The organism is Achromobacter deleyi, assembly GCF_016127315.1.
In the GTDB taxonomy this organism is placed as follows: domain Bacteria; phylum Pseudomonadota; class Gammaproteobacteria; order Burkholderiales; family Burkholderiaceae_B; genus Achromobacter; species Achromobacter insuavis_A.
Genome location: NZ_CP065997.1, coordinates 1197654 through 1220170, shown reverse-complemented (window position 1 = coordinate 1220170; position 22517 = coordinate 1197654). Strand labels below are relative to the sequence as shown.

Below are 22517 nucleotides of genomic sequence, written 5' to 3'. Positions count from 1 at the left end.
AATTGCAGCGAATTCTTCCGCGTGGCGAGATCGAGGCGCTCGATCACAACACCATTCCCCGCATCCAGCTGCCGGCGCGCGAGTCGGTTTTCGCGACGCGCGCGGCGCGCCTGCGGCAGCTGGCCGTGGACAGCCCGGTGGCCGACTACCTGCTGCTGATGGCGCGGCTGGTCGACGCCCAGCACAACGCCTTGCGCGGCTGCGACGCGCCGCCCGCCTCGGAAGACCGCATCGCCCTGGCGCAGGCCCACGGCATGCCGCCGCTGCAGGCGGTGGGCTGGCCGCGCGACCCGTTGTGGCGCGACATCCTGCGCCAGCTGGTCGACGAGGTGGCGGGCGGCCAGGACCTGCCGGCCGAGGCGCTGGAAGTCTGCGCGGCGCTGCGCCGCGCGCTGGATGAAGACACCGAATCGCTCGAGGACCTGGCCGAGACCGTGCTGTCGGAACAGCATCGCGGCGTCGACGGCGCCGCCGCGCCGTTCGTGATGGCCGCGCTGCAGGTCTACTGGACCGACCTGGCCAGCCGCTTCGACGAAAAGCAATTGCCGGTGGCCTCGCCGTTCGGCGTCTGCCCGGTCTGCGCCAGCCTGCCGGTGGCCAGCGTGGTGCGGGTCGGCGGCCAGTTCGAAGGCTACCGCTACCTGTGTTGCAGCCTGTGCGCGACCCAGTGGCACATGGTGCGGGTCAAGTGCTCGCACTGCGAAGACGTCGAATCCGTGGCCTACCAGGCCATCGAAGGCCGTACGCCCGCCATCAAGGCCGAAACCTGCGACCACTGCCACACCTACCGCAAGATCTTCTACCAGGACAAGGACCTGCACGTGGAGCCGGTGGCCGACGACCTCGCCAGCCTGATGCTGGACGTGCTGGTGGGCGAGGCCGGCTATTCGCGCGCCAGCGGCAATCCGCTGCTGTGGCACGGCGCCGAGGAGGAATAGCCATGACCGGGTTCGCCGCCGCCGCCGACATCCCCGCGCTCGACCGGCTGCTGAACGCGCCGGCGCTGGCCGCGGCGCTCGACACGCATGGCCGCACGCAGGTGGTGGCGGCCCTGCGCCAGCACCTGGACGGGCTGCGGCAACGCGCCCTGGCGGGCGAACTGCCGCGCGCCGAGCTGGCCGAGACCGCCGTGGGCGCGGCCGTCGGCGGCGCCCTGGCGCGCGCCGCCGCGCCGCGCCTGCGCGCCGTCTACAACCTGACCGGCACTGTGCTGCACACCAACCTGGGCCGCGCCCTGCTGCCCGACGAGGCGGTGGCCTCGGTGCTGCGCGCGCTGACCACGCCGGCCAACCTGGAATTCGACCTGGACAGCGGCGGCCGCGGCGATCGCGACGACCTGATCGACGACCTGCTGTGCGAACTGACCGGGGCCGAGGCCGCCACGGTGGTCAACAACAACGCGGCCGCCGTGCTGCTGATGCTGAACGCGCTGGCCGACCGCCGCGAGGTGGTGGTGTCGCGCGGCGAACTGGTCGAGATCGGCGGCGCCTTCCGCATCCCGGACATCATGAAGCGCGCCGGCGCCAAGCTGGTCGAGGTCGGCACCACCAACCGCACCCATGCCGCCGACTACGAGAACGCCATCGGCCCGCGCACCGCGATGCTGATGAAGGTGCATTGCAGCAACTACGCCGTCACCGGCTTCACCAAGAGCGTCGGCGTGGCCGAGGTGGCGGCGCTGGCGCATGCACGCGGCCTGCCGGCCACGGTGGACCTGGGCAGCGGCACGCTGGTGGACCTGACCCAGTTCGGCCTGCCGCGCGAGGACACGGTGCGCGAGACCATCGCCGCCGGCGCTGACTTGGTGACCTTCAGCGGCGACAAGCTGCTGGGCGGCCCGCAGGCCGGCCTGCTGGTGGGGCGCGCCGACCTGATCCGCAAGATCAAGAAGAACCCGCTCAAGCGCGCCCTGCGCGTGGGCAAGCTGACGCTGGCGGCCCTGGAACCGGTGCTGCAGCTGTACCGCGCGCCGGAATTCCTGGCGCAGCGCCTGACCACGCTGCGCCTGTTGACCCGGCCGCAGCGCGAGATCCAGCCTATGGCCGAGCGCCTGCGCGGCGTGCTGGCGCACGCGGCGGGCGCGGACTACGAGGTCGAGGCGGTGCCGATGTTCAGCCAGATCGGCAGCGGCGCCCTGCCGGTGGACCAGCTGCCCAGCCACGGGTTGGCGCTGCGCTATCGCGGCAAGGGCCGCCCCGGGCGCCACCTGGACCGCCTGGAGACGCGCCTGCGCAACCTGCCGGTGCCGGTCATCGGCCGCATTGCCGATGACGCGCTGTGGCTCGACCTGCGCTGCCTGGAGGCGCGCGACGAGGCCGCCTTCACCGACCAGCTCGCCGGCCTCGCGGCGCCCGCCACGGAGCCGTCGGCATGATCGTCGGCACCGCCGGCCATATCGACCATGGCAAGACCACGCTGGTGCGGGCGCTGACGGGGGTCGACACCGACCGTCTCAAGGAAGAGAAGGCGCGCGGCATTTCCATCGAGCTGGGCTATGCCTACACGCCGCTGCCCAATGGCGACGTGCTGGGTTTCATCGACGTGCCGGGCCACGAGAAGCTGGTGCACACCATGGCCGCCGGCGCCAGCGGCATCGACTTCGGCCTGCTGGTGGTGGCGGCCGATGACGGCGTCATGCCGCAGACGCGCGAGCACCTGGCGATCCTGGCGCTGCTGGGCGTGGCGCGCGGCGCCGTCGCCTTGACCAAGGTCGACCGCGCCGACGCGGACCGGTTGGCGGCGGTGCGCGCCGAGATCGCGGCGCTGGCGACCGATACCTTTCTTCAGGACGCCCCGCTGTTCGAGGTCTGCGCGGCGCGTCCCGGCGATGACGGCGTGGCGCGGCTCAAGCAGCATCTGGACGAGGCCGCGCAGGCGCTCGGCGCGCGCGACGGCGCCGGTCTGTTCCGGCTGGCGGTGGACCGCGTCTTCACGCTGGCCGGCCACGGCACGGTGGTGACGGGCACGGCGCACGGCGGCCGCGCCCGCGCTGGCGATGACGACGCCGACCTGCGCCTGATGCCGGCCGGCACGCGGGTGCGGGTGCGCGGCATCCATGCGCAGAACCAGCCCAGCGAGACCGGCGCGGCCGGACAGCGCTGCGCCCTGAACCTGGCGGGCATCGACAAGAGCGCGATCACGCGCGGCGACTGGATCGCCGATGCGCGCTGCTTCCTGCCGTCGCGCCACGTCGATGTGGCGCTGACGCTGCTGCCATCGGCCGAGGCGCCATTGCGGGCCTGGACGCCGCTGCACGTGCATATCGGCGCGGCGCGCCACGTGGCGCACGTGGTGCCGCTGTCGGCCGACGCGCTGGCGCCGGGCCAGTCGGGCTGGGTGCAACTGGTGTTCGACGAATCGGTGTGCGCGATGCCGGGCGACCGCTACATCGTGCGCAACGCGCAGGCCACGCGCACGGTCGGCGGCGGCCGGGTGCTCGATCCGAACGCGCCCGACCGCAAGCGCCGCGCGCCGGCGCGGATGCAATGGCTGCAAGGCGTGGCGGACATGCTGGCGGGCGGCGGGCTGCAGCCGCTACTGGCGCAGGCCGCGCTGGGCCTGGACGAGACGGCGCTGCAACGCCTGGCCGGCAAGCCGGTGCGTGACCTGGCGGCGCCAGCAGGGGCGATCTGGATCGAGCCGCGCACGCCGCAGGGCGCGCGCACGCTGATCCTGGTCACGCACTGGGAGGCGCTGCGGGCGCGGGTGGAACAGGCGCTGGCGACGTTCCACCAGGGCGCGCCGGACGAGCCCGGGCCGGACGGTTCACGTCTGCGCCGCATGGCGCTGCCGGCGGCGCCGGAAGCGTTGTGGCAGGGGCTGCTGGACGATTTGCAGAAGCAGGGCCGGGTGCTGCGCAACGGGCCGTGGCTGCATCTGCCGGGGCATACCGCGGCGCTGGCCGAGGCCGAGCAGCAGCTGGCGCAGCGCCTGCTGCCGTTGCTGGCGGCGGGGGCCTACGATCCGCCCTGGGTGCGCGACCTGGCGCGTGCGCTGGGCGAGCCGGAAGAGCGGGTGCGGCAGGTGCTGCGCAAGCTGCTGCGGCGTGGCGAGGTGGCGCAGGTGGTGAAGGATCTGTTCTATCACCGCGAGCGGGTGGCGGAGCTGGTGGCGCTGGCGGTCGCGCTTGCGGGCAAGCCGGCAGGGTTGAACGCGGCGGCGTTCCGGGATGCGACGGGGCTGGGGCGCAAGCGGGCGATCCAGATCCTGGAGTTCTTCGACCGGACGGGGCTGACGCGGCGGCTGCGGGATGCGCATCTGCTGCGCACCGATAGCGCGTATCTGGGGGCAGGTCAGGCGGTATCATAGGCGGGTCTTTTTGGAAGGCATCCGTGTCCGGTGGCACGGCCGGGCTTCAAACCCGGTTGGGGGCGTCAGACGTTCCCAGGTAGGTTCGACTCCTGCTGCCTTCCGCCGATTTTTCTTGCGGGCGGCTGGTTGTTGCTTGCTCGCCGGAGGCCCCCCCCTTTCTCATCCTCGTCACAGCCTGCGGCTGTTCCTTCGGATTCCGTCGGGCGCAGCTAGATGGCCCCCGCCACCCCGCGCCCCGCAACGCCAGGGCTCGCGTCGTCCTGGTTTGGCGCGCTGCAAGGGGAGAGCGGCTTGCTAGGGGTTCCTGGCGGAAGTGGGGTGGGTGGGAGGGGCTTGATCGGTTGGGGCGTTGTCAGGCGCGCAGCATCTTTGTGACCACGCTGTTGACGTTATCGGCTTTCCAATCCAGCGCGCCCAGGTGCCAGTGGCGGATGCTGCCGCCGCGGTCGACCAGGTAGTTGGCGGGCAGGCCGACGGCGTCCCATTTCTTGGAGACGGTGCTGTTGCGGTCGTGCAGGACGGTGCCGGCGACGGGCCACTTGGCGAGGAAGGTGGTGATCTTGCCGAGGGCCTCGCCGACGTTGACGGCGACCAGGCGCAGGCCTTCTTCGCGGTGGCGTTTGGCCATGGCTGACATGAGGGGGATTTCGTCGCGGCAGGGGTCGCACCAGGTGGCCCAGAAGCTGACGATGACGACGTTGCCGCGCCAGGTGGCGAGTTTCTGTTCGCGGCCGGAGAGGTCGGGCAGGACCAGGGGCGGGGTGGGGGCGGTCCAGGGGGCCCAGTCGGGGCCGGTGGCGGCCTTCAGGGCGCTGTCGCGGGCGGCGGCGCGGGCCCAGGCGGGCAGGGCCGCCAGCGACAGGGCGGATTGCAGGAGGAGGCGGCGGCTGACCATGGGACGGCGCCGGCTCAGGTGGACAGGGGGCGGGCGGTCAGGGTGTAGCGGAAGCGGCCGGGGTCGAGGCTGTCCAGGCGGCCGTCGGCGGTTTCGCCGTTGGGGTACATCAGGAACGGCACGGGGCCGTGGGCGGAGCCGGGCAGGGCGACGTCGTGGCCGTGGTTGTAGGCGACCCAGTTCATTTCCCAGGCGCCGAACAGCATGACGCGGGCGCTGCGCACGCGGGCGTCCGTGGCGGGCAGGTCGCCGGGCGGCTCTTCCAGCATCACCTTGCGCACGTCGGCGGGGTCGACCGGGATCCAGCCGTAGCCGTCGGCGTAGAACTCGGCGCGGCAGTGCTGCGCGCGGGTGACGTCGCCGGCCTTGCCCAGGCTCTTGAAGCCGAGCTGCGAATCGGCCACGCGCAGGCCGTAGGCGTCGCGGGCGGGAATGCCGGCGGTGCGCGCCAGGGCGACGAACAGCGCGTTGATGTCGGCGCATTTGCCGTTCAGGTCGTTGGCGGTGAGCATGTAGCGCACGTCGCCGGTGCCGCAGCCGCGGGTGGCGGCGGTACGGCAGGTGTTCTCGACCACCCAGTCATAGATCGCGCGGGCCTGCGCCAGCGTGCCCTGGTGACCCTGGGTGATGCGGTCGGCGGTGGCCTTGACGATGCCGTCGGTGGGTAGCAGTTCGGTGGGCTGGATGAATTCGCGCAGGGTGGCGGCGCTTTCGCGCGGGGCGCCGGGAGGCGGCTGGGTCAGGTCGACGCGGCGGTTGCGGGTCTGGAAGCGGCTGGTCACCGTGACCTCGCGCGGCGTCTGGGCGTCGGGCCACTGCACCGCCAGCATGCGCACGTCGTAGCCGGGGGCCTGCGCCAGCTGCGCGCTGCCGCCGCCGCTGACCAGCCAGGCGCTTTGCGCGCCGCGCTGGTAGGACGTGTCGGCGGCATAGGGCAGGGGGATCCAGAGGCGCGGATGGGCGCCGGGGTCGAGCACCTGGATATGGGTGGTCAGTTCGAAGCCGCGCCAGTCGGCGCTGACGGGCGCCTGCTCGGCGCGCGCGGCCAGGGGCAAGGCCGCCTGGGCGGCGCACAGGGCGCCCGAGAAACGGAGGAAGTGTCGGCGATCCATAAAGCCCTCACGCACGGTGAAGTTTGGCTGTCGGTGCGCCCGGTGGCGGGCGGGCCGTCCGTTGCTGCCTGCTGCCGGATCATCATAGGGCCATTCGGGGGCGCGATGCTATCCTTTTCCCATCACTTACGGAGAGACTGACATGACCCAGGATGCTGCGTCCGCGGCGGTGCCGCGCTTGACTTCGCTGTCCCACGGCGGCGGCTGCGGCTGCAAGATCGCGCCCGGCGTGCTGTCGCAATTGCTGGCCCGTTTCGGGCCGGCCGCCAGCTATCCCAATCTGCTGGTGGGCACCGAGACGGCCGACGATGCGGCCGTCTATCGGCTCAACGACGAGCAGGCGCTGATCGCGACCACCGACTTCTTCATGCCGATCGTCGACGATCCGTACGACTTCGGCCGCATTGCGGCCACCAACGCGCTGTCCGACGTGTACGCCATGGGCGGCACGCCGATCATGGCGCTGGCGATCGTCGGCATGCCCATCAACGTGCTGCCGCACGACGTCATCGCCGATATCCTGCGCGGCGGCGAATCGGTCTGCAAGGACGCCGGCATTCCGGTGGCCGGCGGCCACAGCATCGATTCGGTCGAGCCGATCTACGGCCTGGCGGCGATGGGGCTGGTGCATCCGGGCCGCATCAAGCGCAACGCCGACGCGCGCGCCGGCGACGTGCTGGTGCTGGGCAAGGGGCTGGGCGTGGGCATCCTGTCGGCGGCGCTGAAGAAGAACCGGCTGGACGACGCCGGTTACCGCGTGATGATCGACACGACCACGCGCCTGAACCGGCCGGGGGCGGCCCTGGCGGCGCTGGAAGGCGTGCACGCCATCACCGACGTCACCGGCTTCGGGTTGCTGGGCCACACGCTGGAGATGGCGCGCGGCGCCGGGCTGACCGCGCGGCTGCGGCGCGACGCGCTGCCGTGGCTGCCGGGCGTGCAGGCCTTTGCCGCCGAGGGCGTGATCACCGGCGCATCGGGCCGCAACTGGAACTCGTACGGCGAATCGATTCGCCTGGGTTCGGGCGTCAGCGACACCGAGCGCGCCCTGCTGACCGATCCACAGACCTCCGGCGGCCTGCTGGTGGCCTGCGCGCCCGACGCGGCGCAAGCGGTGCTGGATCTGTTCCACCGCGATGGCTTCGAGGATGCCGTGGTGGTGGGCGAGATGACGGCAGGGGATCCGGTCGTGCGCGTCGACTAGCCTGGCCCCGCTTCCGCTTCCGCTTCCGCTTTCCATCCGTCAGGGCCGATCCGGACGCGGCGGCACCTGGTCCTGCACCTGGTAGTTGATCTGCCATTGCAGCAGCGGCGCGTAGGCGTCGAGCCGCGCCAGTTCGGCCGCCTGCGCCGGCGAGGCGTCGCGTTCGAACGTCACCGCCAGGCCGGTGGCGCCGGCCCAGGGCAGCAGGCGGCCCGGCCGGTCGCGGCGGTAGGCGCCGTCGCGCGTGATCAGCAGGTTCGGATTGTTGAAGCCGAAGCACCATTGCGGATCGGGCCGCGCGGCCAGCAGGTCGCAGCCGCTGCGGAAATAGGGCGTGTCCGGCAGGCTCAGGTGATACAGCGTGGGCAGGATGTCCTTGTGGCTGCCGGGGCGCGACGGGTCATAGGTCGATTGCCCGCGATAGGCGGGCGGCACATACAGGTAGAACGGCACCGCGCGCGCCAGCACGGCGTCGGTGTCGAGCGCATAGTCGACGCCCAGGATGTTGTGGTCGCCGGTGACGGCGACGATGGTGTTGGCGCCGTTGGCCGAGGCCTTCAGGCCGCTCAGGAAGCGGCCCAGCTGGTCGTTGGCGTAGCGCAGCGTGTCGAAGGCCTCGTCCAGGCCGGTCCAGGCCTGGTAGTAGGGCAGCCGTTCCACGTCGGCCAGGTCCAGGCCCCCGCGCTGGCCGCCCGCCGGCAGCAGGAAGGGCGGATGGTGGGTGGTGGACAGGGCCACGATCAACAGGCGCTCGCCCGCGCGGTCCGCCTGCGCCAGGCGCGCCGCGATGTAGCGGAACATGTATTCGTCCGGCACGCCCCAGACGCCGGGCTCGGCCTCGGGATAGCGCTGCCGCAGCGCCAGCTGGTCGATGAATTCGTGCGCGCCCAGGTGGCTGGCGAAGCGTCCCAGGTCGCGCCAGGTGGCGGTGCCCGAGGTGACGAACACCACCCGGTAGCCGTGCGCCAGGAAGGGCGTGAAGGCGTTGCTGGCGAAAGTGGCATTGGCCGCCGACGACTGGCTGATGGCCGGCACCGGACTGCGCACCAGCAGCCGGCTGAGCGAATCGATGGTGCCATTGCCCTCGGACAGGAAGCGATCGAAGCGCCAGTCCTGCTGCCAGTGCGGACGCAGCGCGCCCAGCAGGTCGCGGCCGGGGCGGTCGAACGTATTCATGTGATGGCCCATGCTCTCCATCACCTGCAGCACCACGTGCGGTGGATTGGCGCGGGCCTGCGGATTGGCGCCGGTGCTGGCCATGAAGGGCTGCAGGCCGTGTCCCGGCTGGCCCAGGAAGCGCTGGTACAGCGCCGCGCCCTCGTCGTCGGCGACGGGCGAGAAGCGCTTGTCGTTGTCGCGTTCGGACAGCGCCCAGAAGAACGCCGAGATGCCGTTGGGCGCGATGTCATTGAGCAGCCGCAGCGACGAGATGCCGGCATCGTCCTTGTTGAGCGGGAAGGTGCCCAGCGAGCCGCGGCAGGCCAGCACGGTGATGCCGATGATCAGCGTCAGCCGCAACGTGCTCGGCGCCAACGCGCGCCGCGCCAGCCGCGCGCGCAGGATGCTGGCGCCCCAGCGGCGCACCAGCCAATAGGTGATGCCCAGCACGGCCGCCAGCAGCGCCAGCGTGCGCAGGATCGGGTAGCCGTGCCACAGCGTCACCAGGATGGCGTGGGTGTCGTCGTCCATCAGGCCGAACACGAAGATGTCGATCGAGCGCGAGAAGGTGGCGAAATAGCAGACGCTGACCACCGTGCTGGCGGCGAACAGGGTCGCCAGTATTGCGCCCAGCCAGGGCAGGCTGCGCAGCCACAACGCGTGCGCGACCGGCCGCGCGGCCAGCAGCAGCGCCGCCAGCAGCGGCACCGAGAACGCGATCGCCGCGACCTTGATGTCGAACAGCAGGCCGATGCCCAGCGTGCGATGCACGTCCTGCGCCAGCGTGGCGTAGGCGCCGGGCGGCGCGTAGGTCGCCAGCAGGTAGACGCGGCCAGCGCTTTGCACCAGCACCGACACCAGCCAGGGCGCCAGCAGGATCAGGAAGGACCGCTGGAAATTGAGGAACCAGGCTTGCCAGGCGTTGGCCGAACGGAAGAACTTCATCTGCGTTGGGAAAGAAAAACGGAGCGTTGCGCCGGAAAAAGGCGGCAATGGGCCCGCGAGCCCGCCGTCGGGACGGAGGCGCGGGGTTCATTCGCAGGGGGAGCTTGGATCCGTGCGTGCTATGCAGGCCGCAATCTACAGCAGGGGGGAAGCGAATCTATGAAGGTTTGTATAGAACTTGTAGTGCGCCGGACAAGACGTGAAGCCCGTCCGCCAGTCTGATACTGCTGACGGGCCGGGCGTGGGCCGCGTTTATCGGGCGGATTCCGGGGTCAGCAGGCTTGCCGTGGTGGCGGCCTGCTGCACCAGCCAGCGCGTCACGATCTCGGCGTCGGGCGTGCTGCGGCGCGCGTTGCGCACCAGCCAGTAGGCATGTTCGGTGGCGTCGGCGGGTTGGCCGCCGACCGTGGCCAGGCGCTGATCGGCCAGCATCGGCGCGATCAGCGCCAGCCGCCCCAGCGCGATGCCGTGGCCGGCCAGGGCCGCATGCACGATCTGGTCGTACTGGTTGAAGCGCAGCATGCCCTTGGGCCGCACGCGGCCCAGGCCGCGCGCGTTGAGCCATTCGGACCATTGCAGCCAGGGGCGGGTGGGGTCGTCGAATTCCAGCAGCACGTGGCGCTGCAGCTCGCGCGCGTCCAGGGCGCGGGCCTTGAGCGACGGGTGCGCCACCGGCACCACCGATTCGCCGAACAGCCAGACGGCGCCGTCCGGCACCGTGTCGCGCAGGCTGTAGCGGATGGCGATGTCGACGCTTTCGCGGTCGATGTCGATGACGCGGTTGTCGGCGGCCACGCGCACGTCGATGTGCGGATAGGCGGCCTGGAAGTCGCCCAGCCGCGGCAGCAGCCAGAGCGAGGCCACGCCGATGGTGGTGGTGACGGTGACCGGCGTGCGGCGCTCCGGCGCGCGCAACTGCTCGGTCAGGTCGCCCAGCTGGCTCAGCCACGCGTCCGCCATGCGGAACAGCTGCGCGCCCTCGGACGTGAACGAGACGCTGCGAAAGCCCCGCAGCAGCAGCGGCACGCCCAGGTGCGCCTCCAGCGCCCGGATCTGCCGGCTGACGGCCGATTGCGTCACGTGCAGGTCCTGCGCCGCCAGCGTGATGCTCATGCGCCGGCCCACGGCGACGAAGCCTCGGACCAGATCAAGCGGGGGAAGTTTGGCCAGCGGATATGACATTCGTGAAACTCATGCGTAGACGGCGGAAATGTCGCTTGTGCAATATAACGCCTGCGGCGTCCAATATGCCTCAGACGACGGGTGATGCGGCGCCAGGCCGCCAGCGCCCGGCACGCTGGCCGCCGAGGCGGCGGGGGACGCGCCATGATCCAGTTATGCTGCACTGCGGGAATGTCATTCCGTCTGGCGCGGGGTTCGACTATGCTGCTCAGGCGCGCCGCGGGCCTGCGGATCGAGTGCCAGGCCGGCACGGTCTGGCTGTCCGCCTACCGCCATCCGGACGACAGCGTGTTGCAAGCCGGCGAGTCCATCATCGTGGACAGCGATCGCGACGTCGTCCTCAGCGGCCTGCCGGATGCGCAGGTCGCCCTGATGTCCCAGGTTTCCCAGCCGTTGGAGCTTTTGCCATGAATGCGCCCCTGCCCGCCACGCCCCGCCTCGAGATGTGGTTCGATTTCGCCAGTCCCTACAGCTACCTGGCGATCGAGCGCATCGGTGAGCTGGCGGCGCGGGCCGAAGTGCGGGTCGACTTGCGGCCCTTCCTGCTGGGCCCGATCTTCCAGGCCCAGGGCTGGAACGACACGCCGTTCCGCCTGTTCCCCGGCAAGGGCGCCTACATGATGCGCGACATCGCGCGCCTGGCCGAAAAATATGGCGTGCCCTACAACCGGCCGCGCCTGTTCCCGCGCATGAGCGTGCTGCCGGCCCGCATCGCCCTGCTGGGCCAGGACGAGCCCTGGGGCCGCGACTTCTGCCTGGCCGTGTTCCGCGCCAATTTCCAGCACGACCAGGACATCCAGGCCGAGGACGTGGTGCACGCGCTGCTGACTGGCCTGTCGCTGGACGCCGACGCGCTGATCGCGCGCGGCAAGTCCGAAGCGGCCAAGGAGGCGCTGCGCCGCCGGGTCGACGAAGCCCGCCACCTGGGGCTGTTCGGCGCCCCGACCTTCCTGGTGGACGGCGAAATGTTCTGGGGCAACGACCGCCTCGAGGACGCGCTCGAATGGACCCGCCGCGCGCCCGTCGGCGCCTGGAGCGCCGCGGCCGGCTGATTTTCCGGCGGTCTCGATGCCGCCGTCCGGTCCAGGGCGGCCGTCGTGCTGACGGCCGCCAGGCCACCCTGTTTCTTCCCCTCGATGCTTCATCCGCAATGAAAAACAGCAGCAGTCCGCTACGCGGCGCGCCCATGCCGGGTGGCCGTTCGTTCACGCAATTCCGTGCCGCGCGCATCCGGCGCGTGTCCTTTCAATGGCGGCAGGCGGCCGCCGAGCCGGCGCCCGGCGGCAAGGGCGACGGATCGCGTCGAACCTGAAGGGCGCTCGCGGCGCCGCGGCGGACACGGTCGCTGGCCTGTCCTGTCCAGCCCCGGCGCGCGCCCTGGCCGGCGACGCGCCAGAGTCAGCCGCGCGTGACCGGGGCCACCTGGGCCCATTCCTCGTCCGAGTACAGCCGCGAGCGCAGCAGGAAGCGCTGGCCTTCGGCGCTGTCCAGGGAAAATGCGCCGCCGCGTCCGGGCACGGCGTCGATGATGAGCTGGGTGTGCTCCCAATACGTGAACTGGTCTTCGCCCATGTAGAACGGGCAGCCCTCCAGCTCGCCGAGCAGCACGTCCGAGCCGCCCACCATGAATTCGCCTTGTGCATAGCACATGGGCGAACTGCCGTCGCAGCAGCCGCCCGACTGGTGGAACATCAGCGGGCCGTGCTTGGCGCGCAGCGTGTCGATGAGCGCGCGCGCCGCGTCGGTGGCGATCACGCGGGGGGTAGGTCCTGGCATAACGCGGCTCCCGCGGTCTCGCGCCGGACGCCCGGGCCGCCCCTTGCCGGGCGGCCGGCGCGGCGGCGCGAGACCGTCCTCCGGTCAGAAGAAGCCCAGCTTCTTGGGCGAGTAGCTCACCAGCAGGTTCTTGGTCTGCTGGTAGTGGTTGAGCATCATCTTGTGGTTCTCGCGCCCGATGCCCGACTGCTTGTAGCCACCGAAGGCGGCGTGCGCCGGATAGGCGTGGTAGCAGTTGGTCCAGACCCGCCCGGCCTTGATGGCGCGGCCCATGCGATAGCACGTGTTGGCGTCGCGCGACCAGACCCCCGCGCCCAGGCCGTAGAGCGTGTCGTTGGCCAGCGCCAGCGCGTCGTCGGCGTCCTTGAACGTGGTCACCGCCACCACCGGCCCGAAGATCTCTTCCTGGAACACGCGCATCTTGTTGTGGCCCTTGAAGACGGTCGGCTGCACGTAGTAGCCGCCTTCGAGCGCGCCCGACATCTTGGCGCGCTCGCCGCCGGCCAGCACCGCGGCGCCTTCCTGCTTGCCGATGTCCAGGTACGACAGGATCTTCTCCAGCTGCTCGGTGGAGGCCTGCGCGCCCAGCATGGTGTCGGCGTCCAGCGGGTTGCCCTGCTTGATCTCGGCCACGCGCTTGAGCGCGCGCTCCATGAACTTGTCGTAGAGCGACTCCTGGATCAGCGCGCGGCTGGGGCAGGTGCAGACCTCGCCCTGGTTCAGCGCGAACATGACGAAGCCCTCGACCGCCTTGTCGAGGAAGTCGTCGTCCTGCGCGGCCACGTCGGCAAAGAAGATATTGGGCGACTTGCCGCCCAGCTCCAGCGTCACCGGGATGATGTTCTGCGACGCGTACTGCATGATCAGGCGGCCGGTGGTGGTCTCGCCGGTGAAGGCGATCTTGGCGATGCGCTTGCTCGAGGCCAGCGGTTTTCCCGCTTCCAGGCCGAAGCCGGTGACCACGTTGAGCACGCCCGGGGGCAGCAGGTCGCCGATCAGTTCCATCAGCAGCAGGATGCCCAGCGGCGTCTGCTCGGCCGGCTTGAGCACCACGCAGTTGCCCGCCGCCAGCGCCGGCGCCAGCTTCCACGCGGCCATCAGGATCGGGAAATTCCAGGGGATGATCTGGCCGACCACGCCCAGCGGTTCGTTGAAGTGGTAGGCCACGGTGTCGTGGTCGATCTCGGACAGCCCGCCTTCCTGGCTGCGGATGCACGAGGCGAAATAGCGGAAGTGGTCGATGGCCAGCGGGATGTCGGCGGCGCGGGCCTCGCGGATCGGCTTGCCGTTGTCCCAGGTCTCGGCGGTGGCCAGGCGTTCCAGGTTGGCTTCCATCACGTCGGCGATGCGCATCAGGATCTGCGCGCGTTCGGCGGCTGGGGTCGCACCCCATTTGGGCGCGGCGCGATGCGCGGCATCCAGCGCCAGGTCGATGTCACGCTCTTTCGAGCGGGCGTTGCGGGTCAGCACCTGGCCGGTGACCGGCGTGACGTTGTCGAAGTACTCGCCGTCGGCGGGCTTCTGCCATTTGCCGTCGATGAAGTTGTCGTACTGCGTCCTGAGGTCCAGGCGCGTGCCATAGGATTCGGGGGTGACGCGGGTCGCGATGTCCATGCTTGTCTCCGGTATTGTGGGAATGACGGCAGTCGGGTGCCTGTTTTCCATCAAGCAAATCGCGTGCCATCCGGGGGTTCTCCGCTGGACAAGCGCGCGTGCCGCGTGCGAAAGTAGATTTCCACGCGCCGGCAAAGGGCGTGGGCGGCGGATCGCCGCCTCAAGGTGTCGCGTTTCGCGACACTGTCGCGGAACAGGTGTCGCAGAACACCGTCCAAGGAGACATGCATGGCCACTCAATCCCGTCGGCAATCGCTGACGCAAGCGCGCCAGCTGTTCAACCAGCAGGGCGTCGTGCCCGGCGGACTGGTCGCCGAGCCCATCCTGCGATCCTGGCGCCGCTGCGCCGATCTGGGCTTCGACATGCGCGGCGCGCGCCGCGCCGAACCCATGACGGCCGGCGAGCTGCGCGAGGCGCGCGAACGCAACGAGGCCCTGCGGCGCCTGTCCGAACCCGCCATGTCGCTGCTGCGGCGCGAAGGCGGCAGCGACGGGCTGGTGATCCTGTCCGACGCGCAGGGCCTGGTGCTCGACAGCGATGGCGATATCGACTTCGCGCAGCGCGCCTCGCGCGTGGCGCTGATGCCCGGCGCGCCGTGGGACGAGGCCGCCGCGGGCACCAACGCCATCGGCACCGCGCTGGTGGAAGGCCGGCCCATCGTCGTCGATGGCGCCGAACACTATTTCGAACCCAACCGCATCCTGACCTGCGCGGCGGTGCCCATCACCGACAGCGAGGGCCGCATGCTGGGCGTGCTGGACCTGTCGAGCCCGGCGCGGGAGATCCGTCCCGACGCGCTGGCGCTGGTGCGCGCGGCGGTCGACCTGATCGAGCATCAGCTGTTCGACACGGCGCACGAGCCCTGCGCGGTGCTGCGCCTGCATGCCGACCGCTCCGGCCTGGGCACGCCCGGCGAGGCCCTGCTGGCCTTCCAGGGCGACCTGCTGGTGGGCGCCAACCGCCGCGCCCTGCAGATGCTGGGGCTGGCGCCCACGGCGCTGGGCGTGTATCGCTACGGCGACCTGTTCGATGGCGACCTCGATCACAGCCCCGACGCGGCCGGCCGGGTGCATGCGCGTTCCGGCGCGATCTACCATGCGCGCCTGCGCCTGCCCCGCGCGCGTGCGCCGGTGGCGCCGCAGCCGACCCTGCGCCTGCCCGCGGCATCGCCGTCGCCGGCGCCCGTGGCGCGCGGCGGCCTGGCCAGTTTCGATGCCGCCACCCTGGGCGCGCTGGCGCGCGCGGTGCACCTGTCGGACGCGGGCGTCTCGATCCTGCTGCAGGGCGAGACCGGCGCGGGCAAGGAGATCTTCGCGCGCCAGTTGCATGCGCGCGGCCGGCGCGCGGCCGGCCCGTTCGTGGCGGTCAATTGCGCGGCGCTGCCCGAGAGCCTGATCGAGTCCGAGCTGTTCGGCTACGAGGACGGCGCCTTCACCGGCGCGCGCCGCCAGGGCAGCAAGGGACTGCTGCGGCAGGCGCATGGCGGCGTGCTGTTCCTGGACGAGATCGGCGACATGCCGCTGGCGCTGCAGTCGCGCCTGCTGCGGGTGCTGCAATCGCGCGAGGTGTCGCCGCTGGGCGCGGCGCGGCCGGTGCCGGTGGACTTCACGCTGGTGTGCGCGACGCATCGCGCGCTGGCCCACGATGGCCCCGATGCGCCGGTGCGCGCCGACCTGTATTTCCGCATTGCCGAGTACACGGTGACGCTGGCGCCGCTGCGCGCCCGCGCCGATCTGCGCGAGCTGCTGCGTTCGTTATGGGCCGCGCAGGGCGCGGGGCCGGTGCTGCCGACCGAGATCGAGGACACGCTGGCGCACTACGCCTGGCCCGGCAACTACCGGCAGCTGGCCGCGGTGCTGCGCACGCTGCACGTGCTGGCCGGGGCGTCGGGCGTGGTCGATCGCGAGATGCTGCCGGCGGACATCCGCGGCCTGCCGGCGCACGCGCCCGTGGCGGCCGCGGGCACCGCCAACCTGCAAGCCCTGGCCGACGACGCGATCCGCGCCGCGCTGGCCGCGCATGCGGGCAACGTCAGCGCCGCGGCGCGCGCGCTCGGCGTGCATCGCAGCACGCTGTACCGGCGGGCGGCGGCGCTCGGCCTGGCGCGGCCGCACTGAGCGCGCCACGGGCCAGGCCGGCACTGCTTGAGGAGGGAAGGACGCGGGCCGGCTCAGCCGACCACGCGCGCCAGTTCGGCGCCCGGGTCCGAGGCGCGCATGAAAGCCTCGCCCACCAGGAAGGCGTCGACCTTGTGCTCGCGCATCAGCTTGACGTCTTCCGGCTTGAGGATGCCGCTTTCGGTCACCACGCGCTTGCCGGCGGGAATGCGCGGCAGCAGGTCCAGCGTGTTCTGCAGGCTGGTCTCGAAGGTGCGCAGGTTGCGGTTGTTGATGCCCAGCAGCGGCGTCTTCAGCGTCAGCGCCACGTCCAGTTCCTGGGCGTCGTGCACTTCCACCAGGACGTCCATGCCCAGCTCCATCGCCAGCGTTTCCATGTCGCGCAGTTGCGTGGGCGTGAGCGCGGCCACGATCAGCAGCACGCAGTCGGCGCCCATCGCGCGGGCGGCGATGATCTGGTACGGATCGATCACGAAGTCCTTGCGCAGCACCGGCAGCGAACACGCCGCGCGCGCCTGGCGCAGGTGGTCGTGCGAGCCCTGGAAGAACTGCACGTCGGTCAGCACGGACAGGCAGGCCGCGCCGTGCACGGCATACGAGGCCGCGATTTCAGCCGGTTGAAAGGTCTCGCGCAGCACGCCCTTGGACGGCGACGCTTTCTTGATTTCGGCGATCACGCCGGCCTTGCCCTGCGAGATCTTGTCTTCGATGGCCTGGGCGAAGCCGCGCACGTCCTGGCGCGCCTGCGCCTCGCGCAGGACTTCGGCTTCGCTGCGCATCTGGCGCGCGGCGGCGACTTCCTCGACCTTGACGGCGAGGATCTTCGCGAGAATATCGTTCATTTCTGGAATTTCCGGGTATATGCGCAGAAATCTTCCAGCTTGGCTCGCGCCGCGCCGGTGGACATCAGTTCAAATGCTAGCGCTAACGCTGCGGGAATGGAATCGGCTTTATTGCCTGCGTAGATGGCGAGACCCGCATTCAGCGCGACGATGTCGCGGGCGGTGCCCTCGACATTGTCCAGCGCCTCTATGACAAGCTCGCGCGACTGTTCGCGATTGGACACCTTGATGCTGCGATTGGACATCATGGATAGCCCGTAGTCTTCGGGGTGGATTTCGTATTCGCTGACCTTGCCGTCCTTGAGCTCGCCCACCAGGGTGGCGCCGCCCAGCGAGGCCTCGTCCATGCCGTCCTTGCCGTGCACCACCAGCACGTGGCGCGAGCCCAGGCGTTCCAGCACGCGCACCTGGATGCCGACCAGGTCGGGGTGGAACACGCCCATCAGCTGGTTGGCGGCGCCGGCCGGGTTGGTCAGCGGACCGAGGATGTTGAAGATGGTGCGCACGGCCAGTTCCTTGCGGACCGCGGCCACGTTCTTCATGGCGCCGTGGTGCGCCGGCGCGAACATGAAGCCGATGCCGGTGGCCTGGATGCACTCGGCCACCTGCTCGGGCGTCAGCACCAGGTTGGCGCCCAGCGCTTCCAGCACGTCGGCGCTGCCGCTGGAGGACGAGGCGCTGCGGTTGCCGTGCTTGGCGATCGGCACGCCGGCCGCCGCCGCCACGAACATGGCGGTGGTGGAAATGTTGAAGGTGTGGCTGCCGTCGCCGCCGGTGCCGCACATGTCGAGCAGGTCTTCGGGGTTGGGCGTGACCACCGGCGTGGCGAATTCGCGCATGACCTGCGCGGCCGCGGTGATTTCACCAACCGTTTCCTTTTTCACGCGCAGGCCCATCAGCAGCGCGCTGGCGATCTGCGGCGACATCTCGCCGCGCATCAGCATGCGCATCAGGTGCAGCATTTCGTCGTGGAAAATTTCGCGGTGCTCGATACAGCGCGTCAGCGCTTCGGAGGGGGAGATCGTCACGGTGCGTCCTTCTTAGGCGAGGTTCAGGAAATTGCGCAGCAGGGCGTGGCCGTGTTCGCTGAGCACGGATTCGGGGTGGAACTGTACTCCGTACAGGGGCAGCGTCTTGTGGCGCACGCCCATGATGTCGCCATCCGGGGCCGTGGCGGTCACGGCCAGGCACTCGGGCAGGGTCGCCGGATCGATGGTCAGCGAGTTGTAGCGGATGACAGTGTACGGCGTCGGCAGGTCGGTGAAGATGTCCGTCCCGGTATGCGAGATGCGCACGGTCTTGCCGTGCATGATCTGCTGGGCGCGGACGATGTTGCCGCCGTAGGCGGCGCCGATGGCCTGGTGGCCCAGGCACACGCCCAGGATCGGCTTCTTGCCGGCGAAGGCCTGGATGACGGGCACCGAGATGCCGGCCTCGGCCGGCGAGCACGGGCCGGGCGACACGCAGATGCGGTCGGGGTTGAGCGCGGCGATCTCTTCCAGGGTGATCTGGTCGTTGCGCGCCACGCGCACGTCCTCGCCCAGTTCACCGAAGTACTGGACCAGGTTGTAGGTAAACGAGTCGTAGTTGTCGATCATCAACAGCATTTTTTTCTCCAGGCGGGCCGGCGCGCGGCCCGGGGCGGTCATTGGGGGCGTCGGGCGTCTCAGATGGGCTCGTCCAGGCCGTGCTGGACCTGCTCGGCGGCGCGCAGCACGGCGCGGGCCTTGGCCTCGGTCTCGGCCCATTCGGCTTCGGGATTGGAGTCGGCGACGATGCCGGCGGCGGCCTGCACATACAGGGTGCCGTCCTTGATGACGCCGGTGCGGATGGCGATCGCCACGTCCATTTCGCCGCCGTAGCTGAGGTAGCCGGCCGCGCCGCCGTAGATGCCGCGGCGCACCGGTTCGAGTTCGTCGATGATCTTCATGGCCTCGACCTTGGGCGCGCCGGTCAGCGTGCCGGCCGGGAACGAGGCGCGCAGCACATCCATGCTGCTCATGCCGGGGTTGAGGTTGCCGGTGACGTTGGACACCAGGTGCATCACGTGCGAATAGCGCTCGATCACCATGGTGTCGCTGACCTTGACCGAACCCACCTCGGCCACGCGGCCGACGTCGTTGCGGGCCAGGTCGATCAGCATCACGTGCTCGGCCACTTCCTTCGGATCGGCCTTGAGCTCGGCGGCCAGGGCGGCGTCCTCCTCGGGCGTGGCGCCGCGCTTGCGGGTGCCGGCCAGCGGGCGGATGGTGACTTGCGACTTGGGCGCGCCGTCTACCACCACGCGCTCCTGGCGCACCAGGATCTCGGGCGACGCGCCCACGACCTGGAAGTCGCCGAAGTTCCAGAAGTACATGTAGGGGGAGGGATTGAGCGACCGCAGGGCGCGGTACAGCGAGAGGGGGGAGTCGCGGAACGGCTTGGCGATGACCTGGCCGATCTGCACCTGCATCAGGTCGCCGGCGGCGATGTGTTCCTTGGCGCGGTGCACGGCCGCCAGGTAGTCTTCCTTCTTGAAGTCACGCCGTTCCTCGGTCTGCATGCTGGCGTGGCTGTACGGGATTTCCACCGGGCGTCGCAGGCGCGCGCGCAGGTCGTGCAGGCGCTGCTGGGCGCGGCTGTAGCTCTCGGGCTGGCCCGGGTCGGCGTAGACCATCAGGTAGATGCGGCCGGCCAGGTTGTCGACGATGACCAGCTCGTCCACGTGCATCAGCATCAGGTCGGGCGTGCCGCCTTCCATGCCGGCCGGGAACGGCTTGACGGCGGGGCCCAGGCACGGTTCGATGTGGCGCACGGTGTCATAGCCGAAGTAGCCGGCCAGGCCGCCGCAGAAGCGCGGCATGCCGGGGCGCAGGGCCACCTTGAAGCGGGCCTGGTACTGCTCGATGAAGGCCAGCGGGTCGCCGTCATGGGTTTCCACCACCTTGCCATCGTGCAGCACCTCGGTGCGGGTGCCGCTGGCGCGGATCACGGTGCGGGCCGGCAGGCCGATGAACGAGTAGCGGCCGAAGCGCTCGCCGCCCACCACCGATTCCATCAGGCAGGTCATGCGGCCGGCCTGCGGGCCGGCATGGGCCAGTTTCAGGTAGATGCCCAGCGGGGTGTCCAGGTCGGCGTAGGTCTCGGCCACCAGCGGGATGCGGTTGTAGCCTTGGGCGGCGAGGGCTTTGAATTCGATTTCGGTCATGTCGGGTCTCGTGGGCGATGGGTATCTGCTTGGGACCAGGCACACAACAAAAAGCCCGGTCCAGGTTACTGGTTCCGGGCTTGGCTCTGTGTTCTACACAGTATCGGCGCTGGGAGGCTGGGATGCGTCCAGGGCCGGGAAGGGAATCATCGCCACCCGGAAGACAAACGCCACCAGCGCCACGAGGCGCCGAGCATTTGGTTCTGGATGGAAACGTTCATCAGGGAGATATCGGTTCGATAGTCAGGTATGCCGTCAAAGGCGTGGACCCCGGCTTCAGGCCTGGGCTTTCGCGGCGTTCTGGTTCTGATTCCAGAGCTCCACCCACTGGGCGGCGTTGACGAGCGTGTCCACTATACCATCGACATCGAGCTCGCGCACGTCACGTCCTTCGTTGTAGCCATACGGCACCACCAGCACCTGGGTGCCGGCGCTGCGGCCGGCCTGGGCGTCGTTGATGGAGTCGCCGATGGTGACGGCCTCGGCCACCGTCACGCCCAGCAGTTCGCAGGCGTGCAGCACCTGGTCCGGGTCGGGCTTGCGGCGGGCGCAGGTGTCGCCGCACACCACCGCGTCGAAAAACCCGGCCAGGCCGGTGCGTTGCAGCAGCGGCAGGGTGAATTCGGTGGGCTTGTTGGTGACCACGGCCAGCTTCAGGCCCTGTTCGCGCATGTGCTTGAGGCCCTCGATGACGCCCGGGTAGACCTGGGCGCGTTCGCCGTTGACCAGGTGGTAGTGGCGGTAGAAGGCCTCGCGCGCCCGGTCGAAGTCCTCGGGCGAGGGATCGGCGGCGTCCAGGCTGCCGGCCAGGCTGCGGCGCACCAGGTTGTCCACCCCCTTGCCGACGAAGGTGGCCACGACATCCTCGCGCAGCGCGATCATGCCGAGTTCCACGCGCATGGCGTTGGCCGCGAAGGCCAGGTCGGGGATGGAGTCGAGCAGGGTGCCGTCCAGGTCCAGCAGCGCGGCGCGAAAGGGAGTCATGGCGGGGTTCCTCAGACGGCGGTGGTTTCGCCGATGGCGATCTGCTCGCGCATGGACTTGATGATGCCGGGGTAGTCGGGCTTGCCGAAGATGGCCGAGCCGGCCACGAAGGTGTCGGCGCCGGCGCGGCGGATCTCGGCGATGTTGTCGATCTTCACGCCGCCGTCCACCTGCAGCACGATTTCCTGGCCGCCGGCCTGGGTCCAGGCGTCGATGCGGGCGCGGGCCTCGCGCAGCTTGGTCAGCGCGCCGGGGATGAAGCTCTGGCCGCCGAAGCCGGGGTTGACCGACATGATCAGCACCAGGTCGACCTTGTCCATGACGTGGTCCAGGTAGGACAGGGGCGTGGCGGGGTTGAACACCAGGCCGGCCTTACAGCCGTTCTCGCGGATCAGCGACAGGGTGCGGTCGACGTGGCGGCTGGCTTCCGGGTGGAAGCTGATGTAATTGGCGCCGGCCTTGGCGAACATCGGCACCAGGGCGTCCACCGGTTCGACCATCAGGTGCACGTCGATCGGCACGGAAACATGGGGACGGATCGCCGCGCAGACCATCGGGCCGATGGTCAGGTTGGGCACGTAGTGGTTGTCCATCACATCGAAATGGATCCAGTCGGCGCCGGCGGCGACGACGTCACGCACTTCCTCGCCCAGGCGGGCGAAGTCGGCGGACAGGATGCTGGGCGTGATGCGGGTGGTGGTAGACATGGTGTTCGGGGTGGGTGAAGGCATAATGTGCCATTATTGCAGCTTGCTCGTGCCACACAGGAAAGGACTGTGAAACCCTACGACCTGAGCGTCTCCGTCTCGCCGCGCTTCGTGCCAGAACAGTCCGATCCGGGTGAGCAGCAGTTCGTGTTCGCCTATACCGTCCGCATCACCAATACCGGTGAGCATCCGGCCCAGGTGATCAGCCGCCACTGGATTATCACCGATGGCAACCAGCGCGTGCAGGAAGTGCGCGGGCTGGGCGTCGTGGGCCAGCAGCCCCTGCTGGCGCCCGGCGAGACCTTCGAATACACCAGCGGCTGTCCCTTGCCCACGCCGGTCGGGACGATGCGCGGCACCTACCATTGCGTCGGCGAGAACGGCATTCCGTTCGAAGTGCCGATTTCCGAATTCGTCCTGGTCATGCCGCGCACCCTGCACTGACGCGGGGCGCGGCCACACGTTGTACGGTTTTCCATCTG

At 70.0% G+C, this 22517-nt stretch carries 20 protein-coding genes and 1 tRNA gene; 9 read left to right on the top strand and 12 right to left on the bottom strand.

Annotated elements, in window-relative coordinates:
* The first annotated feature begins 2 nt into the window (after positions 1 to 2).
* From fdhE to I6I07_RS05455, 4 genes are all read left to right on the top strand, one after another.
* Positions 3 to 938 (top strand): formate dehydrogenase accessory protein FdhE, encoded by a 936-nt coding sequence (fdhE, locus tag I6I07_RS05470; RefSeq protein WP_198485915.1) that lies wholly within the window; start codon positions 3 to 5, stop codon positions 936 to 938.
* 2 nt (positions 939 to 940) lie between these two features.
* Positions 941 to 2374: an L-seryl-tRNA(Sec) selenium transferase gene (gene selA, locus I6I07_RS05465; RefSeq protein ID WP_198485914.1), complete on the top strand. Its 1434-nt coding sequence runs from the start codon at positions 941 to 943 to the stop codon at positions 2372 to 2374.
* Positions 2371 to 4308 carry a selenocysteine-specific translation elongation factor gene (gene selB / locus I6I07_RS05460; protein ID WP_198485913.1) on the top strand — a complete coding sequence of 646 codons (1938 nt, stop codon included), beginning with the start codon at positions 2371 to 2373 and terminating at the stop codon, positions 4306 to 4308. Before selA ends, selB begins: the two co-directional genes overlap by 4 nt.
* A 12-nt stretch (positions 4309 to 4320) precedes the next feature.
* A tRNA-Sec gene (locus tag I6I07_RS05455) sits at positions 4321 to 4413 on the top strand.
* 250 nt (positions 4414 to 4663) lie between these two features.
* On the opposite strand, the gene I6I07_RS05450 is transcribed toward I6I07_RS05455, so the two are convergent.
* Positions 4664 to 5206, bottom strand: coding sequence for a TlpA disulfide reductase family protein (locus I6I07_RS05450; RefSeq protein WP_198485912.1), 543 nt, complete (start codon positions 5204 to 5206; stop codon positions 4664 to 4666).
* 14 nt (positions 5207 to 5220) lie between these two features.
* A complete protein-coding gene (locus I6I07_RS05445; RefSeq protein ID WP_198485911.1) occupies positions 5221 to 6318 on the bottom strand; it encodes a transglutaminase-like domain-containing protein in 1098 nt (365 codons plus the stop codon).
* A gap of 142 nt (positions 6319 to 6460) precedes the next feature.
* Between I6I07_RS05445 and selD the strand changes: the two genes are divergently transcribed.
* Positions 6461 to 7522 carry a selenide, water dikinase SelD gene (gene selD, locus I6I07_RS05440; protein WP_198485910.1) on the top strand — a complete coding sequence of 354 codons (1062 nt, stop codon included), beginning with the start codon at positions 6461 to 6463 and terminating at the stop codon, positions 7520 to 7522.
* Positions 7523 to 7561: 39 nt separating this feature from the next.
* On the opposite strand, the gene I6I07_RS05435 is transcribed toward selD, so the two are convergent.
* Positions 7562 to 9625 (bottom strand): LTA synthase family protein, encoded by a 2064-nt coding sequence (locus I6I07_RS05435; protein ID WP_198485909.1) that lies wholly within the window; start codon positions 9623 to 9625, stop codon positions 7562 to 7564.
* Positions 9626 to 9877: 252 nt separating this feature from the next.
* The gene (locus tag I6I07_RS05430; protein ID WP_006392496.1) at positions 9878 to 10807 is read right to left on the bottom strand and encodes a LysR substrate-binding domain-containing protein; all 930 of its coding nucleotides are present in this window, start codon (positions 10805 to 10807) and stop codon (positions 9878 to 9880) included.
* A 171-nt stretch (positions 10808 to 10978) separates the two neighbouring features.
* On the opposite strand from I6I07_RS05430, the gene I6I07_RS05425 reads away from it, so the two are divergent.
* Together I6I07_RS05425 and I6I07_RS05420 are read left to right on the top strand one after the other, a co-directional pair.
* Positions 10979 to 11218 (top strand): DUF2917 domain-containing protein, encoded by a 240-nt coding sequence (locus tag I6I07_RS05425; RefSeq protein ID WP_232625903.1) that lies wholly within the window; start codon positions 10979 to 10981, stop codon positions 11216 to 11218.
* Positions 11215 to 11859, top strand: a complete 645-nt coding sequence (locus tag I6I07_RS05420) for a 2-hydroxychromene-2-carboxylate isomerase (RefSeq protein WP_198485907.1) — start codon at positions 11215 to 11217, stop codon at positions 11857 to 11859. Before I6I07_RS05425 ends, I6I07_RS05420 begins: the two co-directional genes overlap by 4 nt.
* Before the next feature lie 346 nt (positions 11860 to 12205).
* Here I6I07_RS05420 and I6I07_RS05415 read toward each other — a convergent pair whose 3' ends face one another.
* Entirely contained in the window at positions 12206 to 12583 is a 378-nt protein-coding gene (locus I6I07_RS05415) for a DUF779 domain-containing protein (RefSeq protein WP_035359900.1), read from the bottom strand.
* 84 nt (positions 12584 to 12667) lie between these two features.
* Positions 12668 to 14197, bottom strand: coding sequence for an aldehyde dehydrogenase (gene adh, locus I6I07_RS05410; RefSeq protein WP_198485906.1), 1530 nt, complete (start codon positions 14195 to 14197; stop codon positions 12668 to 12670).
* 228 nt (positions 14198 to 14425) lie between these two features.
* Between adh and I6I07_RS05405 the strand changes: the two genes are divergently transcribed.
* Positions 14426 to 16315, top strand: coding sequence for a sigma-54-dependent Fis family transcriptional regulator (locus I6I07_RS05405; RefSeq protein ID WP_198485905.1), 1890 nt, complete (start codon positions 14426 to 14428; stop codon positions 16313 to 16315).
* Between the two features lie 53 nt (positions 16316 to 16368).
* Here I6I07_RS05405 and trpC read toward each other — a convergent pair whose 3' ends face one another.
* The 6 genes from trpC to rpe form a co-directional block, all read right to left on the bottom strand.
* Positions 16369 to 17157 carry an indole-3-glycerol phosphate synthase TrpC gene (gene trpC, locus I6I07_RS05400; RefSeq protein ID WP_006392503.1) on the bottom strand — a complete coding sequence of 263 codons (789 nt, stop codon included), beginning with the start codon at positions 17155 to 17157 and terminating at the stop codon, positions 16369 to 16371.
* Positions 17154 to 18185 carry an anthranilate phosphoribosyltransferase gene (gene trpD / locus I6I07_RS05395; protein WP_198485904.1) on the bottom strand — a complete coding sequence of 344 codons (1032 nt, stop codon included), beginning with the start codon at positions 18183 to 18185 and terminating at the stop codon, positions 17154 to 17156. The genes trpC and trpD overlap by 4 nt, the downstream gene beginning before the upstream one ends.
* A gap of 12 nt (positions 18186 to 18197) precedes the next feature.
* On the bottom strand, positions 18198 to 18764 hold the full coding sequence (locus I6I07_RS05390) for an aminodeoxychorismate/anthranilate synthase component II (protein ID WP_049077392.1): 567 nt from the start codon (positions 18762 to 18764) through the stop codon (positions 18198 to 18200).
* 59 nt (positions 18765 to 18823) lie between these two features.
* Entirely contained in the window at positions 18824 to 20344 is a 1521-nt protein-coding gene (gene trpE, locus I6I07_RS05385; RefSeq protein WP_024067527.1) for an anthranilate synthase component I, read from the bottom strand.
* Positions 20345 to 20620: 276 nt separating this feature from the next.
* Entirely contained in the window at positions 20621 to 21328 is a 708-nt protein-coding gene (locus I6I07_RS05380) for a phosphoglycolate phosphatase (RefSeq protein ID WP_006392507.1), read from the bottom strand.
* 11 nt (positions 21329 to 21339) lie between these two features.
* Positions 21340 to 22059: a ribulose-phosphate 3-epimerase gene (rpe, locus tag I6I07_RS05375; protein WP_198485903.1), complete on the bottom strand. Its 720-nt coding sequence runs from the start codon at positions 22057 to 22059 to the stop codon at positions 21340 to 21342.
* Between the two features lie 45 nt (positions 22060 to 22104).
* Here rpe and apaG point away from each other — a divergent pair, with 45 nt between their 5' ends.
* Positions 22105 to 22479 (top strand): Co2+/Mg2+ efflux protein ApaG, encoded by a 375-nt coding sequence (gene apaG / locus I6I07_RS05370; RefSeq protein ID WP_198485902.1) that lies wholly within the window; start codon positions 22105 to 22107, stop codon positions 22477 to 22479.
* The last annotated feature ends 38 nt before the right edge of the window (positions 22480 to 22517 follow it).

Coding starts and splice junctions, on each gene's coding strand:
- selA (WP_198485914.1), top strand. CDS start 941: ATGACCGGGTTCGCCGCCGCCGCCGACATCCCCGCGCTCGACCGGCTG.
- selB (WP_198485913.1), top strand. CDS start 2,371: ATGATCGTCGGCACCGCCGGCCATATCGACCATGGCAAGACCACGCTG.
- I6I07_RS05450 (WP_198485912.1), bottom strand. CDS start 5,206: ATGGTCAGCCGCCGCCTCCTCCTGCAATCCGCCCTGTCGCTGGCGGCC.
- I6I07_RS05445 (WP_198485911.1), bottom strand. CDS start 6,318: ATGGATCGCCGACACTTCCTCCGTTTCTCGGGCGCCCTGTGCGCCGCC.
- selD (WP_198485910.1), top strand. CDS start 6,461: ATGACCCAGGATGCTGCGTCCGCGGCGGTGCCGCGCTTGACTTCGCTG.
- I6I07_RS05435 (WP_198485909.1), bottom strand. CDS start 9,625: ATGAAGTTCTTCCGTTCGGCCAACGCCTGGCAAGCCTGGTTCCTCAAT.
- I6I07_RS05430 (WP_006392496.1), bottom strand. CDS start 10,807: ATGTCATATCCGCTGGCCAAACTTCCCCCGCTTGATCTGGTCCGAGGC.
- I6I07_RS05425 (WP_232625903.1), top strand. CDS start 10,979: ATGTCATTCCGTCTGGCGCGGGGTTCGACTATGCTGCTCAGGCGCGCC.
- I6I07_RS05420 (WP_198485907.1), top strand. CDS start 11,215: ATGAATGCGCCCCTGCCCGCCACGCCCCGCCTCGAGATGTGGTTCGAT.
- I6I07_RS05415 (WP_035359900.1), bottom strand. CDS start 12,583: ATGCCAGGACCTACCCCCCGCGTGATCGCCACCGACGCGGCGCGCGCG.
- adh (WP_198485906.1), bottom strand. CDS start 14,197: ATGGACATCGCGACCCGCGTCACCCCCGAATCCTATGGCACGCGCCTG.
- I6I07_RS05405 (WP_198485905.1), top strand. CDS start 14,426: ATGGCCACTCAATCCCGTCGGCAATCGCTGACGCAAGCGCGCCAGCTG.
- trpC (WP_006392503.1), bottom strand. CDS start 17,157: ATGAACGATATTCTCGCGAAGATCCTCGCCGTCAAGGTCGAGGAAGTC.
- I6I07_RS05390 (WP_049077392.1), bottom strand. CDS start 18,764: ATGCTGTTGATGATCGACAACTACGACTCGTTTACCTACAACCTGGTC.
- trpE (WP_024067527.1), bottom strand. CDS start 20,344: ATGACCGAAATCGAATTCAAAGCCCTCGCCGCCCAAGGCTACAACCGC.
- I6I07_RS05380 (WP_006392507.1), bottom strand. CDS start 21,328: ATGACTCCCTTTCGCGCCGCGCTGCTGGACCTGGACGGCACCCTGCTC.
- rpe (WP_198485903.1), bottom strand. CDS start 22,059: ATGCCTTCACCCACCCCGAACACCATGTCTACCACCACCCGCATCACG.